Source organism: Kushneria aurantia DSM 21353, assembly GCF_000382245.1.
In the GTDB taxonomy this organism is placed as follows: Bacteria; Pseudomonadota; Gammaproteobacteria; order Pseudomonadales; family Halomonadaceae; genus Kushneria; species Kushneria aurantia.
Genome location: NZ_KB907882.1, coordinates 1 through 12,459, shown reverse-complemented (window position 1 = coordinate 12,459; position 12,459 = coordinate 1). Strand labels below are relative to the sequence as shown.

Genomic DNA, 12,459 nt, shown 5'->3' with positions numbered 1-12,459 from the left:
TATGGTGTAAAGTGCCGACGTCAGCCGGATCCAATCGAAGTGGAGAGCCCATGACCGATACTGCCACCGCCACGTCATCGCACCATAACAGGATGGCAAGGGCACCTTCGCACTGGACCGACTGGGGCAAGTGGCTGGCGCTGATCTCGATGACCACCGACCATGTGGTGCGCTATGCGCTCTCCAACGAGCTGTCGTGGCAGCTGAGCTGGGCCAGCAGCACCATCGGCCGGGTGGCGTTTCCGCTGTTTGCTGCCATGGTGGCATGGCACGGCCTGTTCGACACCCGCAACCCGCTGCGCTATGCCCGCCGTATTCTGGTGATCGGCGTGATCGCCCAGCTGCCCTATGTGATGATGCCGCGCTTTACCAGCGTCATCATGATCAACGTCTGCTTTACCCTCACCCTCGGTCTGCTGCTGGGAAGCTGGTTCTGCCATGTCTACCGTCTGCCGGCCGGTGAGCTGCGCCGTCGCCTTGTTCATACCGCCGGTGCGTCTGCCCTGCTGCTGGCGCTCTATCTGCTGGTGCCGCTGCTGGAGCGCTACAACATGCGCCTCGAGTACGGCTTCTTCGGTGTGCTGATGGTGCCCACCTTCATGCTGGCGATGGCCTGCTATCGCCATTTCGACAGCGGCGTGGTGCGTATCTGGGCCTGGCTTGCCGGGTTGCCGGTGCTGTGGATTACCGCCCAGCTCAACTACTATAGCGTCAGCAAGAGCATCGCTTTCGCCACCAGTCTGGCGGTGCTGCTGCTGGCAGCGGGGCTGGCGAGCGTGACGCCACGCCTGCCGCGGGCGCTGAAAATGCCGCGCTGGCTGTGGCTGGGCTGGTATCCCGGCCACCTCGCGATTATCGCGCTGATCGTCTATCTGCCCTTCTGGCTGGCCAACGGATGAACAAGGAACCCGTCATGCCCGTATCCCTTCTGCGTCTGCTGCCGGTGACAAGGGCTGCTAACGGGTTCGATACGCGCATCGACCCGCAGCTGGTGATGGCGCAGTATGGGGTGGAGTGAGCGGTGAAAGCGTACCGCTCGGGATTGTGATATCGGTCTATAGCGGGATCACCATCATGAACCATCTTCGACACACGGAAACTGCTGACAGGCAGCGTCTTCTCGAAACGCTGGGGCATATCGTCGGCAGTCATCACGTTCTCACCGGGGCGTCGCGTACGCGGCGCTTTCAAAACGGCTACCGCTTTGGCGGTGGCAGCGTGCTGGCGGTGGTACGGCCGGGTTCGCTCATTGAGCAGTGGCAGGTGCTCAAGGCCTGTATCGAGGGCGATTGCATCGTCATCACTCAGGCCGCCAATACCGGCTTGACCGGTGGTTCGACGCCGGATGGTGACGACTATGACCGCGACATCGTGATCGTCAATACGCTGCGCCTTGCCCATATCCGGCTGATCGAGGAGGGGCGCCAGGCGCTCTGCCTGCCGGGAGCCACTCTCGATCAGCTGGAGAAGGCGCTGGCGCCGCTGGGGCGTGAACCGCACTCGGTCATCGGCTCTTCCTGTCTCGGCGCCTCGGTGTTCGGCGGCGTGTGCAATAATTCCGGTGGCGCGCTGGTCAAGCGAGGTCCGGCCTATACCGAGCTTTCGGTGCACGCCCGGCTGGAGGCCGACGGCCAGCTGCGGCTGGTCAATCATCTGGGCATCGCGCTGGGCGATTCGCCCGAGGAGATCCTTGGGCGACTGGAGCGCGGTGATTTTACCGACGCGGATATCCAGCACTGCGGGGCCGCCGCCTCCGACCCCGACTATGACCACCACGTGCGTGACGTCGATGCCCCTACGCCGGCCCGCTTCAACGCCGACGAACGGCGGCTTTATGAGGCGTCCGGTTCGGCGGGGCGGCTGATGGTCTTTGCCCTGCGGCTGGATACCTTCGAACGCGAAAGGGACCCGCAGGTCTTTTATATCGGTACCAACGACACTCAGGCGCTGACCGAGCTGCGGCGACGCCTGCTGGTCGAGCTCGACACGCTGCCGATATCCGGTGAATACATGCACCGCGAGGCCTTCGATGTGGCCGAGGTCTACGGCAAGGATACCTTTCTGGCCGTACGGCTTCTGGGGACGGCGCGTCTGCCGCGCTTTTTCGCCCTCAAGAGCCGTCTGGACGCGCTCTGCGAGCGCGTCGGCTTGCTGCCCGATCACTTCTCCGACCGTCTGCTGCAGCGCCTGAGTCAGCTCTTCCCTTCGCATCTGCCGGCCAGTCTGAGAGGCTATCGCGACCGCTTCGAACACCATCTGCTGCTCAAGGTCTCGGCGGATATCGCCGAGCCGACGCGCGCGCTGCTGGCGTCGCATTTTGAAAGCCATGAGGGCGACTATTTCCAGTGCAGTGCCGAGGACGGTGCGAAAGCCTTCCTGCACCGCTTCGCAGCGGCGGGGGCGGCGGTGCGTTACCGCATCATGCACCGCGACAGCGTCGAGGATATCCTGGCGCTGGATATCGCGCTGCGGCGCGACGAGCGGGAGTGGATGGAGACACTGCCCGAGGAGATCGACAGCAAGCTGGTCAAAAAGCTCTACTACGGGCACTTTCTCTGCCATGTCCTGCATCAGGACTACATCGTGGCGCGGGGCAACGACGTCGAGGCGCTGGAGCACCGCATGTGGGCGCTGCTTGATGAGCGCGGTGCGGAGTATCCCGCCGAGCACAATGTCGGCCATCTCTATGACGCCAAGCCGCAGTTGAAGCGTTTCTATCGCGAGCTGGATCCCTGCAACGCGCTCAACCCGGGCATCGGGCATACCAGCAAGTGCCGCCACTGGGCCTCGGCCGAGGCCAACGAGGTGCAGGGGTAAGGGGGCAGCAGTCACCATGCGCGCATCGCCCGCGGAGCGATGTTGGCGGGCGGCGCCGCGCTACTCCTCGGCGCTGTAGTTGTCCAGCGAGCGACGGTAGTAGCCGATCAGCTGTTTGATCACCACCGAGATCAGAAACACCATCCAGCCGGTGGTCATCAAAAGGCAGGCGAGCGTCCACTGCTGGACGGCGGGCAGGTCGCCGACCAGTCGCTCCAGCAGCCACCACAGCGGCGGTGCCAGCAATAGCGGTGGGTAGAGGATATGCATCCACATTTCAGTGCGTCGCTTGCGTGCCCTGTAGCGCGCCAGCGTCAGCCGCATGGGCCGCCACATCAGCGATGTCAGGGCGCCGCACAGCAGCAGCAGGGAGGCGATCAGAAAGACGAGACTGTCGCCGCGAGTCAGGGTCCACTGCGCGCTCCAGGCGTAGCCGACCCATACCGCGCCCTCTACGAGGGCAGCGGTATTGGGCAGGGCGCCAATGCGAAAGGAAGGTTGGCTCATTATTGGCCATTGTCAGCAGTTTCGGCGAGTGTACCCGCCGCGAGCCGGCAGCGCCAAAAATTACCGCGCCCGCCGCCACGGGCGACGGGCGCGGATGCAATGGCCTGCAAAAGGCGACTAGCCGTGTTTGGCGGCGTCACGCAGGGCGCTGACCGCGGGCAGCGTCTTGCCCTCGACATACTCGAGGAAGGCGCCGCCGCCGGTGGAGATATAGGAGATGTCGTCAGTCACGCCGTACTTGTCGATCGCCGCCAGGGTATCGCCGCCGCCGGCAATCGAGAAGCCGTCGCTGTCGGCGATGGCCTGTGCCATGGCGTGGGTGCCGCCGCCGAACTGGTCGATCTCGAATACGCCCACCGGGCCGTTCCAGAGGATAGTACCGGCCTCGCGCAGGGCGGCGCCGTAGCTCTGTGCGGTCTGCGGGCCGACGTCGAGGATCATCTCGTCGTCTTTCACCTCGTCGAGGTGGCGGGTCACCGGGGTGGCCTCCTCGGAGAGTTCGTTGGCGACGATGACGTCGATCGGCAGCGGCACCTTGACCTTCTCCATCAGCGCCTTCGCCTGATCGACCAGGTCGGCTTCATAAAGCGATTTGCCGACGTTGTACCCGGCGGCGGCGATGAAGGTATTGGCGATGCCGCCGCCGACGATCAGCTGATCGCACTTCTCGGAGAGGGCGTTGAGCACTTCCAGTTTGCTCGACACCTTGGAGCCGCCGACCACCGCGACCATGGGACGTTTGGGCGTCGACAGCGCCTTCTCCAGTGCCTCCAGTTCGGAGGAGAGCAGCGGTCCGGCGCAGGCGGCAGGCGCGAAGCGCGCCACGCCATGAGTGGAGGCCTGGGCGCGGTGGGCGGTGCCGAAGGCGTCCATCACGTAGACATCGCAGAGGCTGGCGTACTTCTTCGCCAGCGCCTCGTCATCCTTTTTCTCGCCGACGTTGAAGCGCACGTTCTCCAGCAGCACGACCTCACCTTCCTGCACCTGCGGGTCCTGCTCGAGATAGTCGCTCACCAGCCGCACCTTCATGCCCAGCAGTTCGCCGAGATGGTGGGCCACCGGCGCCAGCGACTCTTCATCGTTGGGCTCGCCTTCGGTAGGGCGGCCGAGGTGGCTCATCAGCATCACTCGGGCATTGTGCTCCAGTGCCGTGCGGATGGTGGGCAGGCTGGCGCGGATGCGGGCATCCGAGGTGACCCGGCCGTGCTTGATCGGCACGTTGAGGTCCTGACGAATCAGCACACGCTGACCGCCGAGCTCCAGTTCGGACATCTTGCGCACGTTCATGTGAACTCTCCTTTGATGAAAACACCCTTTGACGAAAAACGAGCCGTGGGTCGTACGCTACGTGGCTCGACAAAACCGGCTTTCATCATAGCAGGGCAGCCCCTGGTGGTGTCTGCGCGATGGTGTCGCCCTCGCCACGGCGATGGATGCGTCGCCGCGCCCGGCGCTTTATAGTGGAAGGGGTTTTCGCGGGATATTTGAAGAGAGGATGATGTAAATGACTGATATCGCCAGCCTGCTGGGCAAGGAAGCGGATAGTCTGCTGGGCCATACCTGTGCCGGTTTCCCCAAACAGGATCTCTATCTGCCGGGCCCCGACTTTATCGATCGGGTGATGACGGAGAGCGATCGCTCGCCGGTCGTGCTGCGCAACATGCAGACGCTTTTCGATCATGGCCGACTGGGTGGCACGGGCTACGTGAGCATTCTGCCGGTCGACCAGGGGATCGAGCACTCCGCCGGTGCCTCCTTTGCGCCCAATCCGCAGTATTTCGATCCCAAAAATATCGTCGAGCTGGCCGTCGAGGCGGGTTGTAACTGCGTCGCTTCCACCCTCGGGGTGCTCTCCTCGGTGGCGCGGCGCTATGCGCATCGCATCCCCATGATGGTCAAGCTCAACCACAACGAGACGCTGACCTATCCGCCGATCTACGATCAGACGCTGTTCGCCCAGGTCGAGCAGGCCTTCGATATGGGCTGCATTGCGGTGGGCGCGACGATCTACTTCGGTTCGCCGGACTGCCGCCGCCAGATCCAGGAGATCAGCGAGGCGTTCGAGCGTGCCCACGAGCTGGGCATGGTGACCGTGCTGTGGTCCTACCTGCGCAACCCCGAATTCAAGAAGGACGGCACCGACTATCACGTCTCCTCCGACCTCACCAGCCAGGCGATCCATCTGGCGGCCACCATCAAGGCCGACATCGTCAAGCAGAAGCTGCCGGAGAACAACGGCGGCTACCGGGCGATCGGTTTCGGTCATACTCATGACCGCATCTATGACGAGCTGCTGACCGACAATCCGATCGACTGGACCCGTTACCAGGTGGTCAACTGCTTCATGGGCCGCGCCGGGCTGATCAACTCCGGCGGCGGTTCCAAGGGCCACTCCGATCTTGGCGAGGCGGTCCGTACCGCGGTGATCAACAAGCGTGCCGGTGGCATGGGGCTGATTGCCGGTCGCAAGGCGTTCCAGAAGCCGATGAAAGAGGGCGTCGAGCTGATCAACGCCATCCAGGATGTCTATCTGGACGACAGCGTCAGCGTCGCCTGAGGGAATTCTGGATCAAAAGAAAGGGCCCGGCGGTATACCGCCGGGCCCTTTTTTTATCGGCCGCTGTACGTCAATGACGTACAGCGGCTCGTCTTCGATATCAGCTTTTCAAAAGCTCCACGGCGCGCTCGACCACCTTTTCGGGGGTGAAGCCGAAGTGCTTGAAGAGATCCGGGCCCTTGCCGGACTCACCGTAGGTGGTCATGCCGAAGACGTCGCCGTCCAGGCCCACGTACTTGTACCAGCTTGTGGGAATGGCCGCTTCGATCGCCAGGCGCTTGCGCACCGAGGGTGGCAGCACCGAATCGCGATAGCCCTGGTCCTGCTCGTCGAACTGGCTGGTGCACGGCATGGAGACGACGCGCACCCTGTGGCCCTTGCCGTCGAGCTGCTCGGCGGCCTGCATGGCGAGGTCGACCTCCGAGCCGGTGCCGATCAGAATCAGCTCCGGCTGACCGTCGCAGTCGCGCAGGATGTAGCCGCCGCGGCGAATATTTTTCACCTGCTCATGGTCACGCTTCTGCGCCGGCAGGTTCTGGCGCGAGAAGATCAGCGCGGTGGGGCCGTGCTCGCGCTTGATGCCCTCGACCCAGCTGGCGGCCGTTTCGGTGGCGTCGCAGGGGCGCCAGGTGGCCAGTCCGGGCAGGTTGCGCAGATCCGACATCTGCTCGATCGGCTGGTGGGTGGGGCCATCCTCGCCCAGGCCGATGGAGTCGTGGGTGAAGACGTGAATAAGGCGCGTGTGCGACAGCGCCGACATGCGTACGGCGTTGTGCATGTACTCCATGAACACCAGGAAGGTGGCATCGAAGGGAATGAAGCCGCCATGGGTGGCGATGCCGTTGGCGATGCCGCCCATGCCGAACTCGCGCACGCCGTAGTGCAGGTAGTTGCCCTTGAAGTTCTCCTTGCTGACCGCCTGGGCGCCTTCCCACAGCGTCAGGTTGGAGGGCGCGAGGTCGGCGCTGCCGCCGAACAGCTCCGGCAGTTCGGGGGCCAGCTCGTTGAGCACGCCCAGCGATGCCTTGCGCGAGGCGGTGGTCTCCATCTTCTCCTGGGCGCGCTGAATCAGGGCGTCGCCGTCGAAGTCGGCCGGCAGCTCGCCGCTGTAGCGGCGCTTGAGCTCCCTGGCGAGTTCCGGATGCGCCTTCTCATAGGCGGCGAGCTTCTCCTTGTAGGCGTCTTCGCGCTTTTTGCCTTCGTCGCGGGCGTCCCACGCCTTGTAAACGTCGTCGGGAATCTCGAAGGCGGGGTAGTCCCAGCCCAGTTCCTTGCGCGAGGCCGCGACTTCGTCTTCGCCCAGCGCGGCGCCGTGGCTCTCTTCCTTGCCCGCCTTGTTGGGCGAGCCAAAGCCGATCACCGTCTTGCAGATGATCAGGGTGGGTTTGTCGGTGACTTCCTTTGCCTCACGAATGGCGGCGTTGATCTGCTCGGCGTCATGGCCGTCGACGTCGCGCAGCACGTGCCAGTGGTAGGCCTCGAAGCGGGCGGCGCTGTCGTCGGAGAACCAGCCCTTGACCTCGCCGTCGATGGAGATGCCGTTGTCGTCGTAGAAGACGATCAGGTTGCCCAGTCCCAGGTGGCCGGCCAGCGAGCAGGCTTCATGGCTGATGCCCTCCATCAGGCAGCCATCGCCGGCGAATACCCAGGTGCGATGGTTGACGATATCAAAGCCGTCGCGGTTGAACTGAGCGGCGAGGGTACGTTCGGCGACCGCCATGCCGACACCGTTGGCCAGGCCCTGACCGAGCGGGCCGGTAGTGGTCTCGATACCGGCGGTGTGGCCGTGCTCCGGGTGGCCCGGCGTTTTCGAGCCGACCTGGCGGAAGTTCTTGAGCTCCTCCATCGGCAGGTCATAGCCGGTCAGATGCAAAAGCGAGTAGTGCAGCATCGAGCCATGGCCGTTGGAGAGAATGAAACGGTCACGATCTGCCCAGTCGGGATTGGCCGGATTGTGCTTGAGATGGTCGTTCCACAGCACTTCGGCGATGTCGGCCATGCCCATCGGCATCCCGGGGTGACCGGAATTGGCCTTCTGTACGGCGTCCATCGAGAGGGCGCGAATGGCATTGGCGAGGTGGCGACGCGAGCTCATATTTCGTTGGACTCCCTGCCCTGGTGGTGGATGTCGAGAAAGGGTCGTCGGGCCATGCCATATCGGCCCGGCGACCGGTGGTTCAGCGCTACGTTGTCTGAAAGACGTGTCCTGAAAAGAGTAGCGTCATGCGGCGATGATGTCGCCCCCCGGCTGCTTTCCGGGCCGACAACGTTGGGTTCAGAGGACACCACGCAGTTTCAACGCCTCGTCGAAAATGGTCTCGAAGGCGGTGGCGTCGTGAACGAAGCGGCCCAGGAACATGCCGCGAGTGGCCCCGGCCAGCTGGGTCAGAAGCCCGGGACCGGCGCTGCCGCCATAGATTACCGCGCCGCCATAGTGCGCATCGAGATGGCGCTGTAGTTCGGCGCAGACCGCGCTGATGTGGGCACTGGAGGCGGGTTCGGCGGCGCCGATCGCCCAGTGCGGCTCGTAGGCCACCACCAGTGAGTCGGGTTTTTGGCCGTAGCCCGAAAGCGCCGCATCGACCTGGCGAATGCATTCACTGGCCGCTGCCGCGGGGTCGCCGCGCTCGGCCTCGCCGACGCACAGCACCGGGGTCAGGCCCTGAGCCAGGGCGGCGCCGGTGCGGGCGGCGATGTCGGCATCATCCTCGTGAAACAGGCGGCGGCGCTCGGCGTGGCCCACTTCGGCGTAGCGACAGCCCATCTCGGCGAGCATCTGCGCGCTGACCTCACCGGTATAGGCGCCTGAAGCCTGAGCGGCAACGTGCTGGGCGCCCACCGCCACCGGCGTTGCGGCGAAGATCTCCAGTACCGGCGCCAGCGTCGGAAAGGAGGGCAGTACGAAGAGTTCGACATGCCCTTCGGTGACTGCTCGATGGCGGCCGGCGACATCCGCCACCCGGCGACACCACTCCAGGGTGCGATGATAGCCGAAATACATCTTGAGGCTGGTGCCGATCAGAATCGGTTCGTGGCTCATGGGCAGAGGCTCCTTTTCCGCAGTGAACATGCCGGGCGGCATATGATGCCACCCGACAGGCTGCTAGAGCACATCCTGCACCGCCCTGACGATCATGGCGAGCGATACGGCACCGGCATCCGGTGTGCCCAGGCTCTTCTCCGCCAGCGGCCGGGCGCGACCGATCTTCGGCCTGAGGTCGGCGGTCGCCTGCGCGGCTTCGTCGGCGCGTTCGGCGGCTTTCTGCCAGGCCTGTGCCAGGGCGTCGCCGGCCTCGACCCGCTCACTCAGGGTGTCGCTGAAGGGCGAGAGCACATCGACCAGCGTCTTGTCACCGACTTTCGCCTTGCCGAAGGTCATGATGTTGTCGAGTGCCTCCTCGACGCCGCGTGCGATGGTGGCGGCATCAGGCTTTTTGTCGTCGCCCATGGCCATCGCCAGCGAGTGCAGCAGCGCGCCCCAGATGGCGCCGGAGGTGCCGCCGGCGCGGTCGGCCCAGGCGTCGCCGGCGATGCGCAGCAGACTGCCGGCGCCGGCGTCGCGCTCCTTCAGCTCGCGCGCTTTCTCCAGCGCGGCCTGACTGCCGCGCTGCATGCCGATGCCGTGATCGCCGTCGCCGGCCACGGCGTCGATACGGCCGAACTCCTCGGCGTTCTCTTCGACCACCCTGGCCGTGGCTTCCAGTGCCGCCAGCACTTTTTCTGCGGCCTCACGCGATTCGCTGCTCGCCTTTGGCAGGTCGTCCGGGTCGGGAATGTCCAGCTCGGTAGCGTCGAGCTGCTCGCTGGTGGTAACGCTGCCTTTGCGGTAAGCGGGAGTATCCGCCGGTGCGGCCCAGAATTTTTCCAGCTCGTCGTCGAGCCAGAACAGGGTCAGGGAGGCGCCGGCCATATCGAGGCTGGTCACCAGCTCGCCCACTTCGGGCTCGACGATGGTGATGCCGGCCTCCTCGATCAGCTGATTGACGCGGCGATAGACCACGAAAAGCTCTTCATACTTGATGGTGCCCAGACCGTTGAGCAGCACCGAGGCGCGTGCGCCCTCGGCTCTGTCGACGCCCTCCGGCAGCTCGCCAAGCAGTTTTTCGACCAGCAGCTCGGCCAGCTCGTCGGCGCTGGGGATCGCCTGCTCGCTGATGCCGGGCTCACCGTGGATGCCCAGCCCCACCGCCATTTTGCCTTCGGGAACGTGGAAGAGGGCGTCATCGGCGCCGGGCAGGGTGCAGCCGTCGAAGGCGACACCGAAGGAGCGGGTACGCAGGTTGGCGTGTTCGGCGACACGCACGACCTCGTCAAGCGAGTAGCCCGCCTCGGCGGCGGCGGCGGCGATCTTGAACACGGTGAGGTCGCCGGCGATGCCGCGGCGCTTGTCGATTTCGTCAATCTCGGCGCTGGAGACGTCGTCGATGACCTTGACCATCTCGCAGGGAATGCCGTCGTTGATCAGCCGGTCGCGCGCCTGGCCGAAGTGCAGCACGTCACCGGCGTAGTTGCCGTAGCTCAGCAGCACGCCAGCGCCGTTGTTGGCGGCACGCGCCACCGAGTAGATCTGCTGAGCGGAGGGCGAGGCGAACAGATTGCCCATGGCAGCGCCGTGGGCCAGCCCCTGGCCGACCAGGCCGGCGAAGGCCGGATAGTGGCCGGAGCCACCGCCGATCACCACCGCCACCGTGTCCGGTTCGCTGCGCGTACTGCGGATCACGCCGCCGGGCACCTGACGCACCCGCAGCGGGTAGGCGGCGACGAAGCCCTCGGTCGCCTCATCGACGAAAGCAGCAGGATCATTATAAAGGCGCGTCATGGCAGACTTACTCCTGATGGCAACGGGATCGCAATATCGTCGTTGGCGCGCTGTGCGCCGGTCGTTAACGATAATATGATCCCGGTTTGTTCATTTGTTAGATCCAATGGGGCCATATTAGCGCTATGCAGGCGACAGACGCATGCGACTTTGGTTTAAAGGAGCGGCGTCTCTGGTGCGATAAAGCAGGATGTTTTTGTAATGTATTGATTGTTTTGTATTTTTTATTCCATTGTCATCCCGTTCGGCCAAAGCGCGATGATACTTTCATTTGAATTGTCTTTGTTCATATGATCCGGCTGGCGTAACCTGTTGCGGAGCACTCAACAGGGTGTGTTTCACACCGGGAGATAGACATGACAGCAGCGGGTAAAACATTGCGCGTGGCGCTGGGCTGTGATGAAGCGGCCTATGAGATGAAGCAGGTAATGGTCGAGCATGTGCGCTCGCTGGGCTACGAGGTAGAGGATTTCGGTACCCATGATGCCGAGCCGGTGCTCTATCCCGACATTGCCTTCGCCGTGGCGCAAGCCATCAATGATGGTCGCTTCGATCGCGGCATCCTGATCTGCGGTACCGGTATCGGCGTGGCGATCTCGGCCAACAAGGTGCCGGGCATTCGCGCCGCTCAGGCGCACGACACTTATTCTGCCGAGCGTGCGCGCAAGAGCAACGACGCCCAGATCGTGACAATGGGCGCGCGCGTGATCGGCATCGAGCTGGCCAAAAAGATCGCCGAGTCATTCCTTGAAAGCGACTTCAGCGGCGGCGGTTCGCAGGCCAAGGTCGACCGTATCAAGGCGTACGAGCGGGAGCAGGGTACCGGCCGGTAGGGCTTTGGTGCCATTAACGTCGCGTTGAGCCGTGCCGGCGCGATGCGGCGCCGCGGCGCATCCGGGTGATGCGCCGTTTTTATACCGGTTCAACAGATATTCGGCATCATCCCCTGGATGTTTCGCCAGCGGAGTGGCAGTAATGAACGAGCGCATCGACCCCGACATCGAGATGATGACCGAGATCGCCACTCTCTACTATGTGCAGGGCGAAACCCAGGAGGCGATCGCCGGTCGGCTGGGGATGTCGCGCATCAAGGTCGGGCGGATGCTCAAACGTGCCCAGGCAGAGGGCATCGTCGATGTCAGGGTGCGCCAGCACCCTGCGGTCTCGGCCGAGATCGAGCAGGCGCTGATACAGCGCTTCGGTATTCGCCGCGCGCTGATCGCTCTCGATCATGTTGACGCCGAGGTGCAGCGCCACGCCGTATCGAGTCTGGTGGCCGACCATCTGACACGTACCCTGGAGGACGGCACTATCGTGGCGGTGGGGATGGGGCGCAATGTGGGGACCCAGGGCGATCGCACGTCGATAATCGATCGCATTTGAAGAATCACGTGTGAATCGGTATAGCTGAGGCATTTGTTCGGAGTTCCCTCATGCCCCAGTCCCCAAAGCCCATCATGGATGTTTTCGTCGCCGTCACCGATCCCCGCCAGTCCAGCAAGGTTCAGCACTCCTTGCCGGAGGTGCTGACCGTGGCGGCCTGCGGCATTCTGGTCGGCACTGACACGTTCGAGGAGATCGAGTTCTGGGCCAGGGAGAAGCTGCCATGGTTGCGCCAGTACCTTACCCTGCCCAACGGAATTCCCTCGCACGATACCTTCGCGCGCCTCTTTGGACTGATGAACCCCGGAGAGTTCGAAGCCGCCTTTCGCCGTTGGGTTGACAGTGTACTGCCCGGCGTCTCACCCCAGGTGGTGGC

General features: G+C 63.9%; 11 protein-coding genes. 6 read left to right on the top strand and 5 right to left on the bottom strand.

The annotated features are described in order from the left end of the window. Positions 1-50: 50 nt before the first annotated feature. Positions 51-899, top strand: coding sequence for a TraX family protein (locus H146_RS0113560; RefSeq protein ID WP_019952425.1), 849 nt, complete (start codon positions 51-53; stop codon positions 897-899). Between the two features lie 175 nt (positions 900-1,074). Beyond that, positions 1,075-2,817 (top strand): D-lactate dehydrogenase, encoded by a 1,743-nt coding sequence (gene dld / locus H146_RS0113550; RefSeq protein ID WP_026351987.1) that lies wholly within the window; start codon positions 1,075-1,077, stop codon positions 2,815-2,817. Positions 2,818-2,877: 60 nt separating this feature from the next. On the opposite strand, the gene H146_RS19415 is transcribed toward dld, so the two are convergent. Both H146_RS19415 and H146_RS0113540 read right to left on the bottom strand, forming a co-directional pair. Further along, on the bottom strand, positions 2,878-3,324 hold the full coding sequence (locus H146_RS19415; protein ID WP_019952422.1) for a hypothetical protein: 447 nt from the start codon (positions 3,322-3,324) through the stop codon (positions 2,878-2,880). 117 nt (positions 3,325-3,441) lie between these two features. Next, positions 3,442-4,611, bottom strand: a complete 1,170-nt coding sequence (locus H146_RS0113540) for a phosphoglycerate kinase (RefSeq protein ID WP_019952421.1) — start codon at positions 4,609-4,611, stop codon at positions 3,442-3,444. Between the two features lie 217 nt (positions 4,612-4,828). On the opposite strand from H146_RS0113540, the gene H146_RS0113535 reads away from it, so the two are divergent. After that, entirely contained in the window at positions 4,829-5,881 is a 1,053-nt protein-coding gene (locus H146_RS0113535; RefSeq protein ID WP_019952420.1) for a class I fructose-bisphosphate aldolase, read from the top strand. Positions 5,882-5,981: 100 nt separating this feature from the next. On the opposite strand, the gene tkt is transcribed toward H146_RS0113535, so the two are convergent. From tkt to H146_RS0113520, 3 genes are all read right to left on the bottom strand, one after another. Next, positions 5,982-7,976 carry a transketolase gene (gene tkt / locus H146_RS0113530; protein WP_019952419.1) on the bottom strand — a complete coding sequence of 665 codons (1,995 nt, stop codon included), beginning with the start codon at positions 7,974-7,976 and terminating at the stop codon, positions 5,982-5,984. 180 nt (positions 7,977-8,156) lie between these two features. Then, positions 8,157-8,921 carry a triose-phosphate isomerase family protein gene (locus tag H146_RS19410; RefSeq protein ID WP_019952418.1) on the bottom strand — a complete coding sequence of 255 codons (765 nt, stop codon included), beginning with the start codon at positions 8,919-8,921 and terminating at the stop codon, positions 8,157-8,159. A 63-nt stretch (positions 8,922-8,984) separates the two neighbouring features. Beyond that, positions 8,985-10,700: a dihydroxyacetone kinase family protein gene (locus H146_RS0113520; RefSeq protein WP_019952417.1), complete on the bottom strand. Its 1,716-nt coding sequence runs from the start codon at positions 10,698-10,700 to the stop codon at positions 8,985-8,987. Positions 10,701-11,056: 356 nt separating this feature from the next. Between H146_RS0113520 and rpiB the strand changes: the two genes are divergently transcribed. The 3 genes from rpiB to H146_RS19405 all read left to right on the top strand — a co-directional run. Further along, positions 11,057-11,533, top strand: a complete 477-nt coding sequence (rpiB, locus tag H146_RS0113515; protein WP_083920884.1) for a ribose 5-phosphate isomerase B — start codon at positions 11,057-11,059, stop codon at positions 11,531-11,533. A gap of 142 nt (positions 11,534-11,675) precedes the next feature. Next, positions 11,676-12,083 carry a sugar-binding domain-containing protein gene (locus tag H146_RS0113510; RefSeq protein WP_019952415.1) on the top strand — a complete coding sequence of 136 codons (408 nt, stop codon included), beginning with the start codon at positions 11,676-11,678 and terminating at the stop codon, positions 12,081-12,083. A 50-nt stretch (positions 12,084-12,133) separates the two neighbouring features. Continuing rightward, a partial coding sequence (locus H146_RS19405; protein ID WP_156826823.1) for an ISAs1 family transposase occupies positions 12,134-12,459 on the top strand: 326 nt, incomplete at its 3' end.

Excerpts from the sequence above, each read along its gene's own strand:
- H146_RS0113560 (WP_019952425.1), top strand. The coding sequence starts at position 51 with ATGACCGATACTGCCACCGCCACGTCATCGCACCATAACAGGATGGCA.
- H146_RS19415 (WP_019952422.1), bottom strand. The coding sequence starts at position 3,324 with ATGAGCCAACCTTCCTTTCGCATTGGCGCCCTGCCCAATACCGCTGCC.
- H146_RS0113520 (WP_019952417.1), bottom strand. The coding sequence starts at position 10,700 with ATGACGCGCCTTTATAATGATCCTGCTGCTTTCGTCGATGAGGCGACC.
- H146_RS0113535 (WP_019952420.1), top strand. The coding sequence starts at position 4,829 with ATGACTGATATCGCCAGCCTGCTGGGCAAGGAAGCGGATAGTCTGCTG.
- dld (WP_026351987.1), top strand. The coding sequence starts at position 1,075 with ATGAACCATCTTCGACACACGGAAACTGCTGACAGGCAGCGTCTTCTC.
- H146_RS0113510 (WP_019952415.1), top strand. The coding sequence starts at position 11,676 with ATGAACGAGCGCATCGACCCCGACATCGAGATGATGACCGAGATCGCC.
- H146_RS0113540 (WP_019952421.1), bottom strand. The coding sequence starts at position 4,611 with ATGAACGTGCGCAAGATGTCCGAACTGGAGCTCGGCGGTCAGCGTGTG.
- H146_RS19410 (WP_019952418.1), bottom strand. The coding sequence starts at position 8,921 with ATGAGCCACGAACCGATTCTGATCGGCACCAGCCTCAAGATGTATTTC.
- tkt (WP_019952419.1), bottom strand. The coding sequence starts at position 7,976 with ATGAGCTCGCGTCGCCACCTCGCCAATGCCATTCGCGCCCTCTCGATG.
- rpiB (WP_083920884.1), top strand. The coding sequence starts at position 11,057 with ATGACAGCAGCGGGTAAAACATTGCGCGTGGCGCTGGGCTGTGATGAA.